The organism is Metabacillus niabensis, assembly GCF_020524345.1.
Lineage (GTDB): Bacteria > Bacillota > Bacilli > Bacillales > Bacillaceae > Metabacillus > Metabacillus niabensis_B.
Genome location: NZ_JAIVLH010000005.1, coordinates 40,469 through 63,140 on the forward strand (window position 1 = coordinate 40,469; position 22,672 = coordinate 63,140).

The window sequence follows — 22,672 nt, forward strand, 5'->3', positions numbered from 1 at the left end:
AATATGTCTGTAGAGAGAAGTTCTAAGATTAATTTAAATCATCATCCAAAATTAAAAAATAAAATCACTATGCCCCATATTTATGTCATATTATTTATTTTTATTGCTTTGGCTTCGATTGCCACCTATTTAATTCCAGCTGGTGTCTATGAAAGGATACCTGGTCCTGAGGGCAGGACAACAATTGATCCTCATTCATATCACGCTGTTGAACAGTCACCCATTGGTATAGTAGATTTTATGACTGCTATACCCAGAGGTTTAGTAGCAGCCGGAGAAGTTGTATTCTTTACATTTATTATTGGCGGTTTATTTGCAGTTATTAAAAAAACAGGTTTAATTGAAATCGGTGTAGATAAGCTTACTAGGAGATTCTCAACCAAAAGCATCATGGTTATACCTGTGTTAGTCATCTTATTTGCGACTGTATGTAGTTTAATAGGAACACAGGAACTAAGTCTAGTATATGTACCTGTCATTCTACCGTTAATGATTGCATTAGGCTACGATTCAATGGTTGCTGTTGCCATTGCGTTGATAGCAACTACTGCGGGTTTTACAACTGGTTTTCTGAATCCGATAAATACAGGACTTGGACAAAAATTATCTGGTTTACCGGTATTCTCTGGTTTAGAACTAAGAATAATAGCATTTCTTGTATTTGTTCTGATAGGTGTCGTTTACATTATTCGGTATGCGCAAAAAGTAAAGAAAAATCCAATGGCAAGTCTTGTTTATGAAGAAGATTCTAAAAAGAGAACACAGTACCGCACAAAATCAGCTTCTACAGAGTACAAGGCTACTTCAAGGCAAAGATTTGCATCTGTTCTCCTCCTTATATTTTTTGGATTATTAGTATATGGAGTCCTTACTCAAGGTTGGTTTATGTTAGAAATGGCAGGTTTATTCATTGTCATGGGAATTGTTGTTGGGCGTATATCAGGGTTAACATTTTCAGACATTTGTGAAGGCTTTAATGAAGGGTTTCGTGAAGTGTTAGTTGGGGCATTCATTGTCGGTGTTGCCCGAGCTGTAGCTGTAGTAATGGAAGATGGTTTAGTAATGGATACAATTGTTAATAGTCTAGGTAACGTTGTAGGTGAATTCCCGGCAGTTTTTAGTGCAATCGGTATGTTTATCGTGCAAATGTTATTCAATTTCCTAGTACCTTCCGGAAGTGGTCAAGCATTAGTGACAATGCCAATTATGGCTCCTTTATCAGATTTAATTGGGGTTACAAGACAAACGGCAGTGTTAGCCTACCAGTTTGGGGATGGTATCGGAAATATATTGTACCCGACTTCTGGATATTTCATGGCAACACTTGCATTAGCAGGAGTTTCATGGCAAAAATGGGTGCGTTTCTATATGCCGTTATTTTCAATGTGGTTTGTTGTCGCAATAATTTTCTTAATATTCGCTCAAGTGATTCATTGGAATGGATAAGTATATAAAAAATTGTAAAGGGAGTTGTTCTTATGGAAAAAATGGACCTTATTATTAAAAACGGAAATGTGGTACTACCCACTGGTTTAGAACAACTTGATATAGGAATTAAAGATGGATTGATACATATTCTTGGCAAGAATCTATTGAATGAATCGGAAGAAATATGGGATGCTGCAAATCAATACGTTTTTCCAGGTATGATTGATGTCCATGTGCATTTTAGCGAGCCAGGAAGAGAGCATTGGGAAGGGTTTCACACTGGCTCACAAATGATGGCTGCCGGCGGTTGTACAACATATTTTGATATGCCGTTAAATGGTATTCCTTCTACTGTAACTAAGGAGGCACTATTTGAAAAAGCGAACCTTGGCAATAAAAAGTCTCTTGTAGATTTTAGTCTATGGGGAGGACTTGTTCCGGGGAATGAAGATGATCTAGAAGCTTTAGCGGAATCAGGAGTAATAGGGTTTAAAGCATTTCTTTCAACAACTGGTAACAAGGAATTTGAAGCTGTAGATGATATCACTTTACTAAATGGAATGAAGCAGATTGCGAAGCTAGGTAAGGTCTTGGCTCTGCACTCTGAAAGTGCTGCAATGACAAATTGGCTGAAGGAACAAAAAGAAAAAGAAGGAAAGTTTACTGCGGATGATTATTTGGAAACACGTCCAATTATGGCTGAGGTAGAGGCCGTACAACGGGCTATTTACTATTCGGAGATCACAGGCTGTCCGCTTCATTTTGTTCATATAAGCTCAGCAGAAGCTATAGAGATCATTCAGCAAGCTAAAGCAAGAGGGTTAAATATAACAGTTGAAACTTGTCCGCATTATCTGCTTTTTAACCATCAAGATTTAAGAGAACGAGGTACGGTCGCTAAATGTGCACCTCCTCTTCGTGAAAAAGATGAACAAGAAAAATTAATTAACCTCTTAATCAATCAAAAATTCGATATGATCTCGTCAGATCACTCACCATGTCCTTATGAATTAAAAGATCCTAAGGTTCATAATTTATTCCAAGCGTGGGGAGGTATTAGTGGCGGTCAGTTTACTCTAATGTCGATAATTGAGTTAGCTGTAAAATACGATATTCCTTTTGAATCAGTTGCAAAATGGACAGCGCAAAATCCAGCTGAGCGATTTGGGATATCAGATCGAAAAGGTCAAATAAAAGAAGGGAAAGACGCAGATTTTGCTATTGTTACTTTAGGTAAATCATTTACTGTTACAGAAGAAAATTTTTATGCAAAACATAAGGAGAGTCTTTATTTAGGGCATACATTTCCATGTGAAATAACCGTAACTATTAATAGAGGGAATGTGGTCTATGAGAATGGTAGGGGAATGGGGAGTGTTCCGTTTGGGTGTTGGATGAAGCCGGTTGTAACAGAAAAAATAAGCAATTAGTAGTTGTATGATAAACATATGGGTTTTCATATAAGGTAAGTAGATTGGAGGAACTTAATGTGAGCAAAACAATTGTTGGATCTAGGTCAATGGTCGTAAGTCCGCATTACTTGGCATCACAAGCAGGAAACACAATTTTAGAAAGAGGCGGGAATGCATTTGATGCAGCAGTAGCAGTGAGTGCTTGTCTTGCTGTTGTGTACCCGCACATGACCGGTCTCGGAGGAGATTCATTTTGGGTTACATACAGTAAGAGTGAAGAGAAAGTGAGAGTTTATAATGGAAGTGGTCGAACTGGAATTAACCTGACTCGAGAAGTGTATGAAGGGCAAGAAGCGATACCAACCAGGGGAATCGATAGTGCTATTACGGTTCCAGGAATGGTGGATAGTTGGGATGCCGTCTTAAAAGAATATGGTAAATTATCATTAGAAGAAGTATTACAACCGGCAATTGATTATGCAGAAAATGGGTTTCCCCTTTCGCCTGATCAATATGAAAACACTGTAAAGAGAGCGGATATGTTGAAGGAAGATGGAGATATTGCCCGAATATTCTTACCAAATCAGCAGATTCCAAAACTATATCAACGATTTATCCAAACAGACTTATCATGTACATTAAAAAAGTTAGCTACAAAAGGTAGAGATGATTTTTACAAAGGAAAGCTGGCAGAGCTTATTGTCTCAAGCTTAAAAGACAAGGGCAGTCGTTTAACCTTAGATGATTTTTCAAACCATTATGGAGAGTGGACAGATCCAATTACTACCTGTTATAGGGGCTATGACGTTTATCAAGCACCCCCAAATTCACAAGGATTTGTAGGGTTAATGGCGCTGAATATTTTAGAAAATTTTGATTTCTCTTTAATTGAAGAAGGTTCTTACCGTTATTATCATGTATTAGTTGAAGCATTAAAAAGAAGTTTTCAAGATCGTAACAAGCATCTTACAGATCCTCAGTTTTATGATATCCCATTAGATGGGTTATTAAGCAAATCCTACGGAAAAGAATTGGCAGAAGGGATCAAATTCGACAGAGTGGGTGAAATTGAAACCGAATCAGTTGGAAGTGATACAGCTCATGCCGCAGTTATTGATGAGGAAGGAAATGCGGTATCATTTATTCAAAGTCTTTATTTTGAATTTGGATCTGGTATTGTAGCAGGAGATTCTGGTATTGTTATGCAAAACAGAGGTTCCTTTTTCTCTTTAGATCCTTCTCATGTGAACTGTCTTGAACCGGAAAAAAGGTCATTTCATACGTTAATGCCTGCGATGGCGTTAAAAGATAAGAAGCCAAGAATCCTTTATGGGACACAAGGTGGGGAAGGTCAACCTCAAACCCAAACGGCGATTCTCACAAGAATGATTGATTATGGAATGGATCCTCAATCTGCCATTAGTGCCCCAAGATTTGTATGGGGAAGAACATGGGGACAGCAAACTCAAGAATTAAAAATAGAAGGTCGAGTAAGCCTGAATGTTTTGGAACAATTATCAAAAGCTGGTCATATTGTCAATAAAGTGGAAGATTTCGATGGGGTAATGGGTCATGCAAATGCGATTTTAATCGATGATCAAGGGTTTATGCACGGTGGAGTGGATCCTAGAAGTGATGGGGCTGCGGTTGGGAGGTAAGGGTTATGAAGGTTTTGTCGAAAAATGACTAATCGAAGATAAATTTTAAAAATCGAAGATATATCTCCATAATCGATGATAAAACCCTAAAATCGAAAATAAAACTTCATAATCGAAGATAAAATTTTTGAACAGCTAAGAAGAGGGCATTCACTTTCACTTTTACTTTTATCTCTTTCCTATTATCATTATACTTAAATTATATGATGGTTAAAGGATGGGTTTTTAGTGAAAATAGATCACATTGATAGAAAAATACTAGAGCTTCTCACGGTAAATGGCAGGATGTCTTATTCCGATATAGGGAAGGAACTTGAGTTATCAAGAGTTTCTGTCCGTGAACGTGTAAATCAACTGATAAAACATGACGTGATTGAAAAATTCAGTGTTGTGATCAATTCGGAAAAAATGGGGAAAAATGTTTCGGCTTTTTTTGAAGTGGATTGTGAACCAGCTTATTTGGTTGAAGTTGCCCAAAAGCTTGCGGACAACCCATGTGTGTCCAGTTGTTATCAAATGACAGGACCAAGTACATTACATATGCACGTATTGGTTGATGATTTCGAGGCATTAGAGAAGTTTATCAATAGTGAGTTATATGCACTTGAAGGAATCACAAGGGTTGAAAGTCATATTTTACTTAGGCGTTTTAAAAGCAGAAGTGGCATGAAATTATAAAAAAGTGTGTAGTGGAGAATGCGGGTAAATTGATTCCATTGGCATTCTCTTTTTATTTTGAGTATTTTTCAGAAAATGTATAGAAATGAATGGGAATATCCTATATAATCAAAATAATCAAATTAAAGTTTCGTTTGTAAGTTAAAATAATTTAATTGATTAACAAATGAAAAAACATCCGCATAAATTAGTAATTAGATCCATACCTATTGTAGGGGAACAATATATAGAAAGAGGGGGGATAATACCTAGCAGGAATGTGCCAAAGAGAAATGACATCTTATGTAAAGGGTGAGAAGAAATGAAACACCTTCAATTATTTTTAGCATTTTTTCGAGTGGGCATGTTGGGGTATGGTGGAGGACCTTCATCAATTCCACTTGTTCACAAAGAAGTAGTCGATAAATATAAATGGATGAATGATGATGAGTTTGCTGATGTATTAGCGCTTGGAAATACATTGCCTGGACCAATTGCAACGAAAATGGCCGGTTATATTGGGTATCGTGTAGGAGGTATATTAGGGCTTATTAATGCCACACTCTCCACTATTCTTCCAACGATCGTTCTAATGATTGTCTTATTGACAACGATTTCCTCCATAAAGGATTATCCTTGGGTTCAAGGAATGACAGCAGCAGTAGTACCTGTAGTTGGAGTTATGTTAGCAACATTGACATGGGATTTTTTTAAAAAATCACAAACATCAATGGGCTGGGTGAAAGCAATTGCATTTATAGGTGGTAGTTTTCTTTTTATGGAGATTTTAGGTCTACATCCAGCTGTTTTAATCGTGGTATTATTGATTGCTGCTGTCATGATAAAAGATAAAAAACCTGAAGAAGAGAGCAATGTAGAGAGGGGGAATGCATCGTGATCTATTGGGAGATATTTCTTGCCTTTTTTATTCCGGGAATATTAGGGTATGGGGGTGGTCCAGCTTCGATCCCACTGATTGAAAATGAAGTTGTTGATCGCTATGGATGGATGAATGCTCGGGAGTTTAGTGAGGTACTTGCATTAGGAAATGCCTTGCCGGGTCCAATTGCAACAAAGATGGCCGGTTATATTGGCTACGAACAGGGTGGTATTTTAGGTAGCTTAGTTGGTATTTTTGCTACAGTGGCACCGTCTCTTATTTTAATGATTGTCTTATTGGGATTTTTATATAAATACAAAGATTCTCCTAAGGTAAAACGAATGACCACTTTTATTCGTCCAACAATCGCAGTTTTACTTGGGGTAATGGCATACGGCTTTTTCTTCACTTCTTATCAGGATACAGGAATTTGGCAAACCATGTTCCTTGTGGTGGCTAGTTTTTTCTTATTAGAAAAATTAAAGGTCCATCCAGCCTTGGTTATTGTGGCTGCGATGGGATATGGAGCGGTCTTTATATGAAATCCCAAGCTTTTTTAAGCTTGGGATTTTTTATTTAGTATTAAGTATACTCTCTTCTAATACCTCATTTTTATCTCCATATACTTGTGTTAAATGGCTTTCTCCCCAAGCACATAAGGCATCCAAAATTTGTTCAAGGCTTTTACCATATTCACTTAATTCATATTCTACTTTAGGTGGAATTTCATGATAAACAATACGATTGATGACACCGTCTTCCTCTAATTCGCGTAATTGTTGAGTTAACATCTTTTGAGTGATATTAGGCATTAATCGCTTTAATTCACTTGTTCGTTTTTTTCCGTGAGTAAGGTGACACAAGATGACACATTTCCATTTCCCACCGATTACTTCTAAAGTAGCTTCAACCGCAATATTGTATTTTTTCTTTTGCATAGTTTCCTCCACAATATGATAGGTACAAAAAAGTTCCTATATCACTTCTTGGTACCTATCGTACTTTAAAGTGCGTTCTTCTCAAATTAAATCGTATATATCATAATAACATTTGCCGATCGATTTTCACCATTTATTTTATCGTCTGCATGCAGAAGGTGAATCATACAATAGTATCTATTTTAGGAGGAGACAAAATGTCTTTAGATAAAAAAAGAAGCATTTTCGCGCTACTTGCATTAGCGGTTAGTGCTTTTGCTATAGGAACTACTGAATTTATTAGTGTAGGATTATTGCCGCTTATTTCAGAGGATTTGCACATACCTGTCACAACAGCTGGTTTAACTGTATCTTTATACGCATTAGGAGTTACGTTTGGGGCACCAATCCTTACATCTCTAACTTCTAGTATGTCACGAAAAACGTTACTGCTTTTGATTATGATTATTTTTATTGTTGGTAATTCCCTGGCTGCGAGTTCGACTAGTGTAGGAATTTTACTTTTTGCCCGAGTTCTTTCAGCTTTTTCTCATGGCGTTTTTATGTCAATTGGTTCAACGATTGCAGCTAATTTGGTACCTGAAAATAAACGGGCTAGTGCCATTTCAATCATGTTTACAGGTCTAACTGTAGCAACTGTGACAGGGGTGCCGCTTGGAACATTTATTGGTCAGCAATTTGGATGGAGGGCTGCCTTTCTTGCCATCATTTTTGTTGGGGTAATTGCTCTTATCGCTAACAGTATCCTTGTTCCGTCTGATTTACCGAAGGGAGCAAGAACAACTTTCAAAGACCAATTCAAGATTCTTTCAAATGGCCGTCTTTTACTTTTATTCATTATAACGGCCTTAGGTTATGGTGGAACATTTGTTGTCTTTACTTATCTCTCACCATTGCTTCAACATGTGACAGGGTTTAAAGAGGGTGTTGTGGCGATTATCTTACTTGTTTATGGGATTGCGATTGCAGTAGGTAATGTCATAGGTGGGAAACTCGCAAATCAAAATCCCCTAAAGGCATTGTTTTATATGTTTATTGTTCAGTCCATTATTCTTATTGTTCTTACATTTACTGCTCCATTTAAAATTGCCGGGATAATTACGATTATTTTTATGGGACTTCTTGCTTTTATGAATGTTCCCGGTTTACAAGTGCATGTTGTCACACTTGCGGAGAAATTTGTTCCTAGTGCAGTAGATGTGGCATCAGCGATTAATATTGCAGCATTTAATGCCGGTATTGCGATCGGATCTTATGTAGGAGGAATCATCACCGATTCCATTGGGTTGATTCATACGGCATGGATTGGTGGGCTCATGGTTATGGGCGCTGTTATTTTAACAGGATGGAGTCGTTTGTTGGAAAAACAAGATTGACAGATTTTTACGGGTGGAGTGGGTGGGAGTACAAATAATTTAATGGGAGGATGTTTTCGTGATAAATGGTTTACAAGAAACAACAGCTTTGCATAATGGAGTAAAAATGCCTTGGTTTGGCATCGGTGTGTTTAAAGTAGAAGAAGGCCCGGAATTGGTGAATGCATTAAAAGCTGCTATTAAGCATGGGTATAGAAGTATTGATACAGCAGCTATTTACGGAAATGAAGAGGGTGTTGGTGAAGGCATTCGAGAAGGGATAAAGGAAGCACAAATTTCTAGACAGGATTTATTTATAACCTCTAAGGTTTGGAATGCAGACCTTGGGTATGAATTAACATTAAAAGCATTTGAAAGTAGCTTACAAAAACTAGGCTTGGAGTATTTGGATTTATATCTTATTCACTGGCCTGTTGAAGGTAAATATAAAGATGCATGGAGAGCGTTAGAAACTCTTTATAAACAAGGAAAAGTAAAAGCGATCGGTGTTAGCAATTTCCAAATTCATCATCTTGAAGATTTGATGATGAGTGCTGAAATTAAACCGATGATTAATCAAGTAGAGTACCACCCGCGTTTAACTCAAAAGGAACTTCAAGAATTTTGTCAAAAACATGAGATCCAGCTTGAAGCTTGGTCACCATTAATGCAAGGTGAGTTGTTGGACAACGAATCTTTACAGAGTATTTCTGCTAAATATCAAAAAACCATTGCACAAATTATATTACGTTGGGATCTTCAAAACGGTGTGATCACAATTCCGAAATCTACAAAAGAACACAGAATCATTGAAAATGCATCCATTTTTGATTTTGAATTAACAAAAGAGGATATGGAGAAGATCAATTCCTTAAATGAGAATAAGCGTATTGGACCGGACCCGGATCATTTTGATTTCTAAGGATTATGATGAAAAAGGGGCAGTCAATAAAATGACTGCCCTAAACTTTTACCCTCTTAACAATGGTAATGTACAGCATCTAAATGCTCCACCTGATTTAATAATCTCCGTTATATCCACTTCAATGATTTCATATCCACGCTCTCTAAGTTTTCTGTTTACCCCATGATTAATTGGCAAGCTTAATATTCGCTTGTTACCAATCGATAAAATATTGGTTCCTAATGTCGCTTGCTCTTCCTCTGAAACTTCAATAAGATCATATCTTGAAGCAAGTAATTGATGCTTTTCTTCGCTCATTTCACCAGGGAAAATCAACGCCTCATTTGGTGAAATAATGTTGAACACACAATCAAGATGTAAGTATTTATCTGTAAAAGGAATAGCCATTATTTCATATGTTGGCAATAGGGTCTGCAAATGCTGAATTGCGACTACATTTGTTCGGTTACTCACTCCAACAAAAATAGTATTTCCATCAATAAAAACATCTCCACCTTCAATCATATCTCCAATAAGATTTGTGTACGTAATTTCTTCTTTCTCAAGATAAGAAATAAATTCCTTTTCTTCCCCGACACGTAAATCATGTGCCATATCGGCAACAAAAACTTGTTGTCCTAATGTAAATCCAATGTCTCGGGTAAACACCTGCTCTGGGAATTTTTGATGAGGGGTTAGTAAATGAACCTCGATTCCAAGATCTCGTAGAGTTTGGACCAATGCCTGGTGCTGCTTTTTAGCTAACTCTGTATCAATATTTTCTTTTAAATATTGTTTTTGAGTTTCATTAATAGGTTCTTTAATTGTCATATAATCTGGAGGACAGAGCACTACCTTTTTAAGTGGATCGTATTCGTTTAAGCATGTACATTTTATGTAATCCGGACGCTGTGACATGAATTACTCCTCCTATATCTGTTTTTCTTACTATTCCCTATCATTAGAAGATTGAACCTTATCTTGTTAGAACCTTTATTTTTGAAGGCTGTAAATAATCTGCATATTTATGTAAATGCAATTGCAAACTATTCTTAATGTCTGCGTATGGGAGGTTTGTTATGATGAATAATAAATCAAAAATTGGTGCATCCGAATTTGGTGCGTTATGGGTGACATATCACAAAAAAACAATGATCTTAAGATTCTTGGAACATTTTATACATACATCAGATAATAAAAAAGCAAAACAACTATTGACAGGGCTACATGGAAAACTTAGTTCTAAAGTAGAAGAAATGAAAGAAATCATTCAAAAAGAAGGAGCAGTTGTTCCCGCAGCATTTTCTAGTGAGGATATTAATTTAGATGCACCTGGATTGTTTAGTGAGGGCTTTGATATTATGTTTAGCCGCATTTTAAAGGAAATTAGTTTAGGAATGTACACGCTCCACATTATATTGTCATATCGGAAGGATCTTATAAAGCTTTATAAGGATCTTAGTGATCTTTCCCAAACCTATTTTGCGCACTTTACAGAATTTCTTTTGGAGGAAGGTGTTCTGCAAAAACCGATTATAGTGAATTTGCCTAAATCAACTAGTTATGTAACAGATAAGAGTTATCTAAAAGGATCTCATTTATTTGGAGAAAAAAGGAAATTGACTGTTGTGGAGTTTGGTTTCTTATATCACGGCATCGAAACAAATGTGATCGGAATGAAACTGATGGATGGATTTTCTCAATGTGCAAAGGATGAAGAAGTGAAGAAATATTTCATAAAAGGGAAGGAACTTTCCAAAGAAATGATATCAGAAACAGAAAAAATACTTCTTCAAAATGATATTCAGCCTAACATTCCAACTGGAGGAACAACAACCAATTCATCTGTAGCCCCTTTTTCAGATAAGCTTATGATGTATTGTGCATATCTTTTGAGTAACTTTAGTATTGGTGGAGAAGGCTTTGGTACGGGATTTAGTATGCGTAAAGATCTAAATTTGAAATTTGGAATTTTTGGAAAAGATACCTATGAGTACATGAGAGAAGGAGTTTCAATTATGATTTCAAATGGCTGGTTAGAGGAACCGCCTAAAATGGATGTATAATCTTGGTAATTTTTAAGGGCCAATGATGGTCCTTTTTTATTTTTAAAAAATCTGCACTTTTTGTTGTGTAATAAAAATATCTGTGATATATTTCTATTTGTGCAAACGGTTTCTCTAATACGTGCATAAAATTGTTGCAAAAAAATCAATCTTATTTTTGGGAGAGATAGAAGGACAGCAAGAAACTTTTATCGCGAATTTGTGCAATCGTTTGCCTGAATTTAATACAATATATCTGACGGGGGTAAGAATATGCGAAGTAAAAAAGTATTTTTAGGATTATTCTCTATTGTGTTTCTTGTAAGCGTTATACTTGCGGGTTGTGGCAATGCGGGGTCAAGTGAACCGGAAAAATCAGACGGTGATCAAGTTACATTAGATATCTTCCAATTTAAGGTTGAATTTAAAGATCAATTTGAAGCGGTCGCAAAGCAATACGAAGAAGCAAATCCAGGTGTTAAAATCAACATTCAAACTGTAGGTGGTGGAGAAGATTACGGTGCGGCACTAAGATCAAAATTTGCATCAGGTGATGAGCCGGCAATCTTCAATATTGGTGGACCGACAGATGTTATTGACTGGGAAGATAGTTTAGCAGATTTATCAAGCAGTAAAGCAGCTGATGCAGCACTTGAAGGAACTTTAGATGGTGTAACAAAGGACGAGCAAGTGCTTGGGTTGCCATTCAACCAAGAAGGATATGGTTTAATTTATAACACAGAAATTTTTGAAAAGGCTGAAATCAATCCAGCAGATATTAAAGATATGGCCTCATTAGAAGCAGCGGTTAAAACATTAGATGAAAAAAAATCTGAACTAGGCTTAGAAGCGGTATTTGCATTACCGGCAAAAGAAACTTGGGTAACAGGTTTGCATTTATCAAATGCTTTCATTTCACCTGAGTTTGATGGAAATGTAACAAGTGCTTTTGAAGCAAAAACAATTGATTTTAAATATGGCGAAGCAATGAAAAATTTCATTGATCTACAAAGCAAACATTCCGTACAGCCAGTAGTAAGTCTTGATTATTCGCAACAAGTAGAAGAGTTATTCTCTACAGGGAAAGTGGCAATGATTCAACAAGGTAACTGGGTTTATGGATCAATCGCAGGTATTGACGAAGAATTAGCAAACAACAAAGTAGGTATTTTACCAATTCCAGTACCTGGATATAAAGAAAATGCAGTTCCTGTAGGGGTTCCGATGTATTGGGCAGTAAACAAAAACAAAGATGAAAAAGTAATTGAAGAATCAACAAAATTTTTGGACTGGTTATATACATCTGATGAAGGAAAAGAAGTAGTTATTAAAGATTTCAAATTTGTTCCAGCATACGAAGGATATGATGCTTCATTAATTTCAGACCCATTGTCAAAACAAATTTATGAATATGCTGAAGCTGGAAATACAATTGGTTGGGTATTTATGGGTTATCCGGCAAACTGGGGTCAAGATAAGCTAGGTGCGAACATCCAAAAATATTTAAGTGAAGAAGCTACTTGGGAAGAAATAATGGAAGAAACAAAATCTGCTTGGGAAGAGTCAAGAGCAGAATAAGTTTTCTTTTTCCTAACTTAAACCAAAGTAGCAATCTGCTACTTTGGTTTAAGTGTCATTCATGGAGTGGTATTAACATGAGCCACTCCATAATCGAAGGGATGAACTACTTTCGATTATGGAGTGTCTTATGATGAATGACGCTTTATGGAAATATCAGCTAATAAAAAGTTGGAGGGATTTATATATGATGCGTACTCGGGATTTAGCATATTGGTTGTTCTTAGCACCTGTCCTGTTTGCATTAGCCGTTGTTATCATTTTACCGTTAATAATCGGTGTTTATTATTCGTTTACAGATTGGAATGGAATTAAAGTTGGTTCTTTTATTGGACTAGAAAACTATATTGATGCATTTAAAGATAAAGAGTTTCTAGCATCCCTTTGGTTTACAGTTAAGTTTTCTGTTATATCCATTATACTAACAAATGCTATCGGATTAGGTTTGGCATTAATCGTTACTACAAAGATTAAATCAAGTAAATTTCTAAGAACGATTTTCTTTATGCCTAACCTCATTGGCGGATTAATCCTAGGTTTCATTTGGCAGTTTATTTTCATAAAAGTTTTTGCAGGTATTGGGGACATTTTAGGTATAGAATCATTAAAAGGCTGGCTTTCAACAACAGAAACAGGATTCTGGGGATTAGTCATATTAATGAGCTGGCAAATGGCTGGCTATATCATGATCATTTATATATCTTATTTGGAAGGGTTACCTAGTGAATTACTTGAAGCTTCTGAGATTGATGGGGCTGGACCATTCCAACGATTCAGATATATCATTTTCCCGTTAGTCGCACCTGCATTTACAGTGAGTATGTTCTTAACTCTTTCAAATTCATTCAAGTTATATGATCAGAACTTATCATTAACAAATGGGGGACCATATAACTCTACTCAAATGGTTGCGATGGAAATTTTTAAAACAGCATTCGGGGAAAGAGATATGGCGTATGCTCAAGCTAAAGCAGTTGTGTTCTTTATCATTGTTGCTGTGATTTCCTTGACTCAAGTGTATATCAACAAGAAAAAGGAGGTTGAAATGTAATGAGAAGAAAATATCCATATCTTGTTGAGGTCTTAGGAATTATTTTAGGTCTTATATGGTTGGCGCCTTTTTATTTAATGATTGTAAACTCCTTGAAAACTAAGAAAGAAATTTTTACTGATGTTTTAAAGTTACCAGAAGTATTTACATTAAATAACTACATTCAAGCTTTTGAAGAACTTGATTTTATTCAAACATTGTTTAATTCTCTAATTATTACAGTGGCGAGTGTTGTTGTTATCATTATCTTCTCTTCAATGGCAGCGTATGCTCTTTCAAGAAACAACGGTAAAGTGAGCACCATACTATTTATGGTTTTTGTTGCAGCCATGTTAATTCCATTTCAATCAGTAATGATTCCTCTTATTACTGTATTTGGACAAGCGGAAATGCTTAACCGCATTGGATTGATTTTTATGTACCTTGGATTTGGTAGTAGTCTATCAATCTTCCTTTTCCATGGGACATTGAATGGTATATCAAAATCATTGGATGAAGCAGCGACAATAGATGGGTGTAATAAATTACAGGTTTTCTGGTATATTATTTTCCCGATTTTAAAGCCAATTACTGTAACTGTTGCCATCTTAAACATCATTTACATTTGGAATGACTATCTACTTCCTTCATTAGTTATTAATGCAGAAGGATACCAAACGATTCCACTGAAAATGTTCTTCTTCTTTGGTGAGTATACAAAACAATGGCACCTTGCATTAGCCGGGTTAACAATTGCGATTATTCCAGTCATTCTTGTATATTTCTTTGCACAACGAGAAATTATTAAAGGAATTTCTGAAGGTGCGGTAAAATAACTTGAAAAAAAGGTAACAATCTTTAAAAATACAACTTTTTAGATAACTTATTTACCGAAGGCGTTCCCATAATCCTTCTTTACGTATTATGATAGAAGCAAGATATGGTGTGAATATACGGATAATCCGTTAAATAAAAAACGCCTGCAATTGGTAAGGAGGCAACAATGATCGTTACAATAAAAGATGTTGCAAAAAAAGCAAATGTAGCACCTTCAACAGTGTCAAGAGTTATTGCAAATAGCCCACGTATTAGTGAAAAAACAAAGAAAAGAGTTCGTGAAGTAATGGAGGAATTGGGATATCACCCAAACTTTCAAGCTCGCAGCTTAGCAGCGAAAAGTACACAAGCAATTGGTGTCATCATGCCGAACTCTGCCTTTCATGCATTTCAAAATCCCTTCTTCCCGGAGGTATTAAGAGGGATTAGTACGAGTGCACATGCTAATAAGTATGGTATATATCTTTCGACAGGATCGACAGAGGATGAAATATATAATGAAGTAACTTCAATGGTACAGGGTAGACGGGTAGATGGTGTGGTACTCTTATATTCTCGAGTGAATGACAAGACGATGAACTTCTTACAGCAATCGAATTTTCCATTCGTCGTAGTTGGAAGACCATATGAAAATGAAGAACGCATTTCTTTTGTTGATAATGATAATATTTACAGTACAAAACAAGTAACAAAGTATCTTATCAATCTGGGTCATCACAATATTGCGTTTGTTGGAGGAAGCCTTAATTTTGTTGTGACAATTGATCGACTAAATGGGTATAAGCTTGCCTTAGAAGAGGCAAATATTCCATTTAATGAAAAGTATATGGTTCATGAGGAATATATTAAGGAAAATGGAAGGGAAGCCCTTCACTCTCTTATGTCGTTACCATCACCACCAACTGCCCTTGTAACACAGGATGATTTAATTGCTTATGAAATGATTAGTTACTTAGAGGAAATAAGAATTCGTGTGCCGGAAGATATCTCAATTGTCAGCTTTAATAACCTTATGTTATCTGAACATTCTAAACCTCCGATCACATCTGTTGATATATGTATCTATCAACTAGGTTTTGAAGCAACAAATTGCTTAATAGAGAAGATAAAGATGCCAAATACGTTACCTAAGAGGATAACGATCCCAACAAAATTTATTGAAAGAAAGTCATGTGAAAGAAAGAACTAGATATAAGTTGAGTTGAAAAAGGGTAAGGGATTAAAATGGATAAATCAACATGTGAAGGTGTATCACTTTATTGTGATACACCTTTTTATAAAAAAAGGGCTTGTGAAAACTAATGTAATTAGTTTATATTAAAACTAATGGAATTAGTATTAAAACTAATGATAGTTGAAGGGGATGTGAAGATGAAAATTGCAAGGTATGGGAATATATATCAATTAATCTTTTTGCCGGGTTTGTTTCCAGTGAATTGCTATATTGTTGAAGAACAAGCGAGCATTACACTTATTGATACCGGAATCCCAAGTAGTTTTAAAGGTATCGTAAAGGTCATAAAAGATATTGGTAAACCATTAAAACATATCCTGATTACTCATGCTCACGGAGATCATGTTGGCTCGCTTGTTGAGTTGAATAAAATTTTCCCGGATATACCTATTTCGATTTCAAGGAGAGACAGCAAATTATTAAAAGGGGACGTGGAGCTTGAACCTCACGAGCAGCAAACACCTATTAAAGGTGGAATTCCAAAAGATATCAACCTGCAACCAAATCAGCTCTTACATGAAGGTGATCAAATAGGTTCTCTTGAAGTCATTTCAACACCCGGCCATACGCCTGGTTCAATATCTTTTTTCGATACAAGAGATCATTCCATTATAGTCGGGGATGCTATCCAAACAAGAGGAGGAATTGCGGTAAGCGGACAGCTGCGTCCCTTTTTTCCTTTTCCGGCAATGGCAACATGGAGTAAAGAAATGGCTCTTGAAAGTGTAAAGAAAATAGTGGCACTTGAGCCGAAATTGCTGGCTGTAGGTCATGGTGAGATGATCGTGGAGCCAAAAGAAGCAATCCTTCGCGCGATTGAAGAAGCGGAACAAAAAATATGAAAGTAGGAGGATAGGGAAATGCCGAGGATGGGGTTGGATTTGCATACAATTTTACAAGCAGCAACTGAATTAGCCGATCAGCAAGGATTAGCTTCTGTCACATTAGCATCACTAGCTAAAAAATTAAATATACGTCCACCTTCTTTATACAATCATATTGAAGGACTAGGAGGACTTCGGAAAAAGTTAGCTGTACATGGTTTAAACACTTTATATGATAGGCTAGCACAAGCTTCAATTGGAAAAGCAAAAGATGAAGCTGTACATTCAGTGGCAGATGCCTATGTTGCTTTTGCTCGGGAACACCGAGGGATCTATGAGTTAACCTTACAAGCTGCTGAACCCGAAGACGATGAAATTCAAAAAGCCGGCGGCAAAATTGTAGATTTAACTGTACAAATCTTAAGAGGATATGGATTGGAAAACGATGAAGTTATTCATGCTGTACGAGGACTCCGCAGTATTCTTCATGGCTTTTCATCATTGGAACAAAAGGGAGGATTTGGGCTTCCGTTAGAGCTCGATAAAAGCTTGCATTTATTGCTCGATAGTTATTTAGCGGGTATTCATAAAATGAAAGAGGAATAGTCGGATTTTGTCGAGAAAAGTCTAATCGAAGATATATGTTAAAAATCGTTGATAAATATCAAGAATCGAAAATAAATCTCCCAAATCGTTGATAAATTTCAGAAATCGAAGATAAAGCAGTAGAATCGTAGATAAATGCCAAGCAGACTTAAAAAGGATCGAATGATCCTTTTTTTTATGAGTAAAACATACCTTGTGCATGATCATTACAGGCTGTGTTAACATAATAGCAACAAAATGTTGAATCATTGATTTAACATGAGAGGAAGTTACAAAGATGAAACAAGATTTTACAAGTGGAAGCATCATGAAGCAGGTGTGGACGTTTTCCCTTCCCATTATGCTAACAAATCTGCTTCAGATCTCATATCAATTTATTGATAGCTTATGGGTAGGAAACTTGTTAGGTGCAAATGCTTTAGGAGCAATCGCTGTTTCAAGTACGGTCATTTTTACAATTTTATCGTTCATCATCGGAATTAATAATGCGACTCTTACAATCTTATCTCAGCAAAAGGGTAAACAAAATGAAACAGGGCTAAAAAACTATCTTAATGCCTTTGTTGTCGTGTTAACTGCCTTATCTGTGTTTTTTGGGATAGCGGGGTATTTGTTATCAGAGCAGATTTTAATATGGATGGCAACTCCTGCAACAATGATCCCGGATGCTGCGGAGTATTTACAAATTAATTTTATAGGAATTCTTTTTTTATTTGGCTATAATTTTATTAGCACTGTGCTTAGAGCACTTGGTGACAGCAAGACACCGATCCGCTATGTCATGATTGCGGTAGTCTTAAATGCACTATTAGACCCGTTATTCATTTACGTGTTCGAGCTCGGCATTGCCGGTGCTGCTTATGCAACGATTCTTTCTCAGGGAATATCCTTTCTCTACGGAATTTGGGATACTTTAAGAAGAAAGTTAGTTCCTTTTATAAAACCAAAGTTGCCTTCCGGTAATGAAGTGGCAACAATTATGAAGCTCGGATTGCCTTCAGGATTACAAATGACTGTCATCTCGGCAGGTGTAATGGCCATTATGAGTGTGGTCAACTCTTTTGGCAATGATGTTGTAGCGGGATTTGGTGCAGCCCAGAGGCTTGATAGTCTGATTATGCTACCTGCTATGGCACTTGGGACAGCAGTTAATAGTATGGCAGGACAAAATATTGGGGCAAACCAGTGGAAGCGTGTCCATGATATTGCAAAGTATGGTGTTATATTTAATTTATTAATTATGATTCTGATAAGCACGGTTGTGGTTCTCTTTGCAGAATGGGGAATAAGACTTTTCATTGGTGAAAATGAAGCTGTACAATTTGGCACTGATTATTTAATCGCAATAGCTTTTTTCTATCCATTTCTCGGAATTAATTTTATTTTAAATGGAATAGTACGTGCAGCTGGTGCTATGTTTCAGGTATTAATTTTAAATGTTATTTCTTTTTGGATTCTAAGATATCCATTGTCGTATTTATGTTCAATATGGCTCGGAGAACGTGGAATTGCAGTTGGAATGGGTCTTAGTTTTGTCATAAGCAGTGTGATTGCATTTGGCTATTATAAGTATGGAAAATGGAACAAAATTAAGTTGGGGACAAATGAAAAAAAATTATATAATCAGTCTTGACAGTCGGTGAAATACTCGGCATAATAAATAAAAATCACAGTGAACGTATTTATAGAGGACTAGTATACGGTACCTTTTTTCACAGAGAGTGAAGTTTATAAGCTGAAAGACTTCATATTAAAAACCGTTGAACCTACCTCTTGAGTCCTATGAAAACATAGGCGCACCCCTGGCGTTAAAAAGGGTAAAGTGGGATGTGAATGTATATTACTTCATATCCAATCAAGGTGGTACCACGGAAGCTAAGCTCCTTTCGTCCTTATTTTATAAAGGATGATGGGAGCTTTTTTATTGCTTGCAACTTCAAATGGAGGAAGAAGATATGGATAAGAAGCGAATTGTTGTCAAAATTGGGAGCAGCTCCTTAACAAATGCAAAAGGACAAATTGATCAGGAAAAATTCACAGATCATGTTGATGCTGTTGCTGCACTCAGAGAGGCGGGACATGAAGTATTACTTGTATCATCAGGTGCGGTAGCTGCTGGATTTGCCCGTTTAGGATATCCTTCCCGACCGATTACCTTAAAAGGAAAGCAAGCAGCAGCAGCAGTGGGGCAAAGCTTGTTGGTTCAATCTTATATTGAACAATTCAATTATCATGATATTGTTCCTGCTCAAATTCTGCTTACCCGAAATGACTTTTCAAAACAAGATCGTTATAAAAATGCCTATGCAACAGTAACAGAATTATTAGAGCGTGGTATTTTACCGATTATTAATGAAAATGACACTGTTTCTGTAGAGGAGCTTACTTTTGGTGATAATGATATGCTCTCAAGCCTGGTTAGTGGACTTGTTCATGCGGATCAGCTCATTATTTTAACAGATATTAACGGACTTTATGATTCGAATCCAACTAAAAATCCATTGGCAAAAAGAATAGATTTTCTTCCAGATGTGACAGAAGACATGCTGGATGTTGCAGGAGGATCTGGTTCAAAGGTTGGTACAGGGGGGATGAAGTCCAAGTTAATGGCTGCTAAAACAGCACTCTCATTAGGAGTGCAAGTGTTTATAGGTCTTGGAAAAGGCAGAAATAAGCTTGTGGACATTATGCTTGGCAATGGAGATGGCACATATATAGGGAATGAAGGACTTCAAGCTGTAAATAACAGTCGTCAATGGATTGCGCTTCACTCGGAAATATCAGGGACTATTTATGTTGATCAAGGCGCAGAAGATGCCCTTGTGTATAAAGGAAAAAGCCTTCTTCCAGCAGGAGTCTATGACATTAAAGGTACATTTGAAAAAAATGACGTTGTAGAAGTAGTTGGGCCACAAGGATTACTTGGCAAAGGTGAAGTGCTTTTTTCATCAGAAGAACTAAAGGATGCAATGGGGAAAAGAAGCGAAGAGTTAAACAAAGAGGATGTTATATCATCAATTGTTGTAATACATCGAAATAAATGGGTAAAAGCGTAGAGGAGGAAAGGTTATGAGTGAGGTACTTGCAAAAGGAAAAGCAGCTAAGGAAGCAAGCTTTTCATTGGTAGATATTTCAACCGAAGAAAAAAATGAGGCATTAGCTAAAATAGCTGATCAGCTTTTAGTTGACCAAGGTATGATTGTTGAAGAGAACAGAAAAGATTTAGAAGCTGGAAAGAAAAATGGTCTAACTGACAGTGTCTTAGATCGAATTATGCTAAACGAAAAGAGGATACACGATATAGCTGAGGCAATTCGTTTATTAATTGATCTCAAAGATCCTATTGGAGAAACAATTGAAACAATTGAAAAAGAAAATGGACTGCTTATCAAGAAAAAAAGAGTACCGATCGGTGTAATCGGAATGATTTATGAGGCACGTCCAAATGTAACAGTAGATGCAGCAACACTTGCTTTGAAAACAGGAAATGCAGTCATTTTAAGAGGAAGCTCTTCTGCAAGCTATTCAAATCAAGCTCTTATTCAATCGATTCATAAAGCACTTGAGAACAGTTCTGTGCCAATCAATGCTGTTCAATTAATTGAAGATACAAGCAGAGAAACAGCGAAGGAGCTTTTTCATCTTAAGGAGTATTTAGATGTACTAATCCCACGCGGTGGAAAGAATTTAATTGATACTGTTGTAAGGGAAGCGTCAGTTCCGGTCCTAGAAACTGGTGCTGGAAACTGCCATATATTTATAGATGAAACTGCTGATGATCAAATGGCTGAAAATATTGTCATAAACGGTAAAACACAGCGTCCCTCTGTATGTAATTCAATTGAGACTATTTTAGTAGAAGAAAATTGGTTTTCACAATACGGGCAAAGTTTACTTAAAAAATTAGATGAACACCAAGTTGAGATCTTCGGAGATGATAAAGTGGCGAATGTGTTCCAAAAGGCTAAGTTAGCTACTGAGGAAGACTGGTATACTGAATATCTTGCTTTATCGGTAAGTGTGAAAGTAATAAAGGATGTTCATGAAGCTATTCATCATATCAACACATATGGTACAAATCACTCTGAAGCTATTGTAACTGAAAATGAACGGAATGCTACATTGTTTTTGAATAAGGTAGATGCTGCAGCTGTTTATCATAATGCTTCAACTCGTTTTACAGATGGGTCTGAGTTTGGTTATGGTGCTGAGATTGGAATCAGCACGCAAAAATTACATGCAAGAGGTCCAATGGGATTACAAGCATTAACATCCAGTAAATTTTATATTTACGGTTCAGGACAAATACGATAACAAATAAAAAATCTTCTAAGGATAACCCTTAGAAGATTTTTTTGGGAGATACCTATATTTTAATAAAGGTATGATTAAAGCTGGTGCTGAAAATGTGGTGGCTTCTACCGAATCTTTCTCTATTTATTAATCTTGTTATTATCCGTTTTATGCCAAAATATTTAACGAAAAAAGAAATATATATTTCATGGTTTGTTGTGGCACTCTTTAACTTAAGTTCAGATATTGTCCTCAGTTTATACTTTAGGTTGTATGAATTAAATGGTGATGGTGTCCAAGCATAGTGTCCATAAGATTGAACTCACATTAGGTGCATCATATGGAATTATTTTTTGAATTTCGTGCCAAAGACAATGAAACGCTTTATTGTATATTGTGTGTACTGGTTAATTTTTTCCCTTTAATTTGAAAGTTTATTGGCTTATACAGATTTTATCCATTACTTTGAATGGGACATATGGTTTTCAGCATTATATCATCTTGCAGCGTTTTTCTTTATAAGATGGCATTTGCATTTTATTCGATACTGAAACTAAGACAAAAGATGTGATTTTGAGTAATAAATAGGTTGATAAGAGGTTATTGAGTTAAATATGGTATAATTTAGAAAGTTACAATGCTGGGTATGGGCAGCGGTGGTACTCCCGAGGCAGATCGGTGGTGGTGCCGTGTATATCACAAGAGATGAATTGGATACAATGATTGCTTTTGCTGCTTTGGTCGTTTCGATTATTGTCGCAACAAGAAATAGCGGGAATAATAAAAACGACTAGCCCACCCTGACATTTGGCGATGAGGGTAGTGGAGCTAGTCTGTTCTACTTGCCTCAGCCACCGCAACTTTACAATGCGGAGTAACTAAAGCATATAAGGGCGATTGGTGTTAGAGCACCAATCGTCTATTAGTGTATGTTCTTTTCCCTATCATATACCAATCTTACCCAGTTTTCAAGTTGAAGGTGCCTGTTTATTT

Annotated in this window: 22 protein-coding genes and 1 other annotated feature; of the genes, 20 read left to right on the forward strand and 2 right to left on the reverse strand. The window is 36.4% G+C overall.

The features are described from left to right. Nucleotides 1–3 precede the first annotated feature (3 nt). The 6 genes from LC095_RS07755 (at nt 4) to LC095_RS07780 (ending at nt 6,577) form a co-directional block, all read left to right on the forward strand. Nucleotides 4–1,446 (forward strand): YfcC family protein, encoded by a 1,443-nt coding sequence (locus tag LC095_RS07755; RefSeq protein WP_226527637.1) that lies wholly within the window; start codon nt 4–6, stop codon nt 1,444–1,446. Nucleotides 1,447–1,478: 32 nt separating this feature from the next. Next, the gene (locus tag LC095_RS07760) at nt 1,479–2,858 is read left to right on the forward strand and encodes an allantoinase (protein ID WP_226527638.1); all 1,380 of its coding nucleotides are present in this window, start codon (nt 1,479–1,481) and stop codon (nt 2,856–2,858) included. A gap of 59 nt (nt 2,859–2,917) precedes the next feature. Then, a complete protein-coding gene (gene ggt / locus LC095_RS07765) occupies nt 2,918–4,498 on the forward strand; it encodes a gamma-glutamyltransferase (protein ID WP_226527639.1) in 1,581 nt (526 codons plus the stop codon). A gap of 228 nt (nt 4,499–4,726) precedes the next feature. After that, on the forward strand, nt 4,727–5,176 hold the full coding sequence (locus LC095_RS07770; protein WP_226527640.1) for an Lrp/AsnC family transcriptional regulator: 450 nt from the start codon (nt 4,727–4,729) through the stop codon (nt 5,174–5,176). A gap of 301 nt (nt 5,177–5,477) precedes the next feature. Further along, nucleotides 5,478–6,053 (forward strand): chromate transporter, encoded by a 576-nt coding sequence (locus LC095_RS07775; RefSeq protein WP_226527641.1) that lies wholly within the window; start codon nt 5,478–5,480, stop codon nt 6,051–6,053. Next, complete coding sequence (locus LC095_RS07780) at nt 6,050–6,577, forward strand: chromate transporter (protein WP_226527642.1); 528 nt, start codon at nt 6,050–6,052, stop codon at nt 6,575–6,577. Before LC095_RS07775 ends, LC095_RS07780 begins: the two co-directional genes overlap by 4 nt. Nucleotides 6,578–6,607: 30 nt before the next feature. Here LC095_RS07780 and LC095_RS07785 read toward each other — a convergent pair whose 3' ends face one another. Continuing rightward, a complete protein-coding gene (locus LC095_RS07785) occupies nt 6,608–6,973 on the reverse strand; it encodes a winged helix-turn-helix transcriptional regulator (protein ID WP_226527643.1) in 366 nt (121 codons plus the stop codon). 197 nt (nt 6,974–7,170) lie between these two features. On the opposite strand from LC095_RS07785, the gene LC095_RS07790 reads away from it, so the two are divergent. Together LC095_RS07790 and LC095_RS07795 are read left to right on the forward strand one after the other, a co-directional pair. Beyond that, nucleotides 7,171–8,349, forward strand: coding sequence for an MFS transporter (locus LC095_RS07790; protein ID WP_226527644.1), 1,179 nt, complete (start codon nt 7,171–7,173; stop codon nt 8,347–8,349). 106 nt (nt 8,350–8,455) lie between these two features. Then, a complete protein-coding gene (locus LC095_RS07795) occupies nt 8,456–9,250 on the forward strand; it encodes an aldo/keto reductase (protein ID WP_264195971.1) in 795 nt (264 codons plus the stop codon). 48 nt (nt 9,251–9,298) lie between these two features. Here the strand turns inward: LC095_RS07795 and LC095_RS07800 are convergent, their stop codons facing one another. Then, nucleotides 9,299–10,150 carry a dimethylarginine dimethylaminohydrolase family protein gene (locus LC095_RS07800; protein ID WP_226527646.1) on the reverse strand — a complete coding sequence of 284 codons (852 nt, stop codon included), beginning with the start codon at nt 10,148–10,150 and terminating at the stop codon, nt 9,299–9,301. A 164-nt stretch (nt 10,151–10,314) separates the two neighbouring features. Here LC095_RS07800 and LC095_RS07805 point away from each other — a divergent pair, with 164 nt between their 5' ends. The 12 genes from LC095_RS07805 to LC095_RS07860 all read left to right on the forward strand — a co-directional run bounded on the left by LC095_RS07805 (nt 10,315) and on the right by LC095_RS07860 (nt 22,473). Next, nucleotides 10,315–11,298 (forward strand): DUF3231 family protein, encoded by a 984-nt coding sequence (locus LC095_RS07805; RefSeq protein WP_226527647.1) that lies wholly within the window; start codon nt 10,315–10,317, stop codon nt 11,296–11,298. 252 nt (nt 11,299–11,550) lie between these two features. Beyond that, entirely contained in the window at nt 11,551–12,855 is a 1,305-nt protein-coding gene (locus LC095_RS07810; protein WP_226527648.1) for an ABC transporter substrate-binding protein, read from the forward strand. Between the two features lie 190 nt (nt 12,856–13,045). Further along, nucleotides 13,046–13,906, forward strand: coding sequence for a carbohydrate ABC transporter permease (locus tag LC095_RS07815; RefSeq protein ID WP_226527832.1), 861 nt, complete (start codon nt 13,046–13,048; stop codon nt 13,904–13,906). Beyond that, nucleotides 13,906–14,721 (forward strand): carbohydrate ABC transporter permease, encoded by an 816-nt coding sequence (locus LC095_RS07820; RefSeq protein ID WP_226527649.1) that lies wholly within the window; start codon nt 13,906–13,908, stop codon nt 14,719–14,721. Before LC095_RS07815 ends, LC095_RS07820 begins: the two co-directional genes overlap by 1 nt. Nucleotides 14,722–14,888: 167 nt before the next feature. Then, a complete protein-coding gene (locus LC095_RS07825; protein ID WP_226527650.1) occupies nt 14,889–15,911 on the forward strand; it encodes a LacI family DNA-binding transcriptional regulator in 1,023 nt (340 codons plus the stop codon). 182 nt (nt 15,912–16,093) lie between these two features. Continuing rightward, on the forward strand, nt 16,094–16,798 hold the full coding sequence (locus tag LC095_RS07830) for an MBL fold metallo-hydrolase (RefSeq protein ID WP_226527651.1): 705 nt from the start codon (nt 16,094–16,096) through the stop codon (nt 16,796–16,798). Nucleotides 16,799–16,816: 18 nt separating this feature from the next. Further along, nucleotides 16,817–17,386, forward strand: coding sequence for a TetR/AcrR family transcriptional regulator (locus LC095_RS07835; protein WP_226527652.1), 570 nt, complete (start codon nt 16,817–16,819; stop codon nt 17,384–17,386). A gap of 277 nt (nt 17,387–17,663) precedes the next feature. Then, nucleotides 17,664–19,019: an MATE family efflux transporter gene (locus LC095_RS07840; RefSeq protein WP_226527653.1), complete on the forward strand. Its 1,356-nt coding sequence runs from the start codon at nt 17,664–17,666 to the stop codon at nt 19,017–19,019. 39 nt (nt 19,020–19,058) lie between these two features. Continuing rightward, nucleotides 19,059–19,283 (forward strand) — a binding site (T-box leader). A 58-nt stretch (nt 19,284–19,341) separates the two neighbouring features. Next, nucleotides 19,342–20,442, forward strand: coding sequence for a glutamate 5-kinase (proB, locus tag LC095_RS07845; RefSeq protein ID WP_226527654.1), 1,101 nt, complete (start codon nt 19,342–19,344; stop codon nt 20,440–20,442). Between the two features lie 13 nt (nt 20,443–20,455). Beyond that, a complete protein-coding gene (locus LC095_RS07850) occupies nt 20,456–21,700 on the forward strand; it encodes a glutamate-5-semialdehyde dehydrogenase (protein ID WP_226527655.1) in 1,245 nt (414 codons plus the stop codon). A gap of 83 nt (nt 21,701–21,783) precedes the next feature. Continuing rightward, nucleotides 21,784–21,984 (forward strand): hypothetical protein, encoded by a 201-nt coding sequence (locus LC095_RS07855; protein WP_226527656.1) that lies wholly within the window; start codon nt 21,784–21,786, stop codon nt 21,982–21,984. A 351-nt stretch (nt 21,985–22,335) separates the two neighbouring features. Beyond that, on the forward strand, nt 22,336–22,473 hold the full coding sequence (locus tag LC095_RS07860; RefSeq protein ID WP_226527657.1) for a hypothetical protein: 138 nt from the start codon (nt 22,336–22,338) through the stop codon (nt 22,471–22,473). The last annotated feature ends 199 nt before the right edge of the window (nt 22,474–22,672 follow it).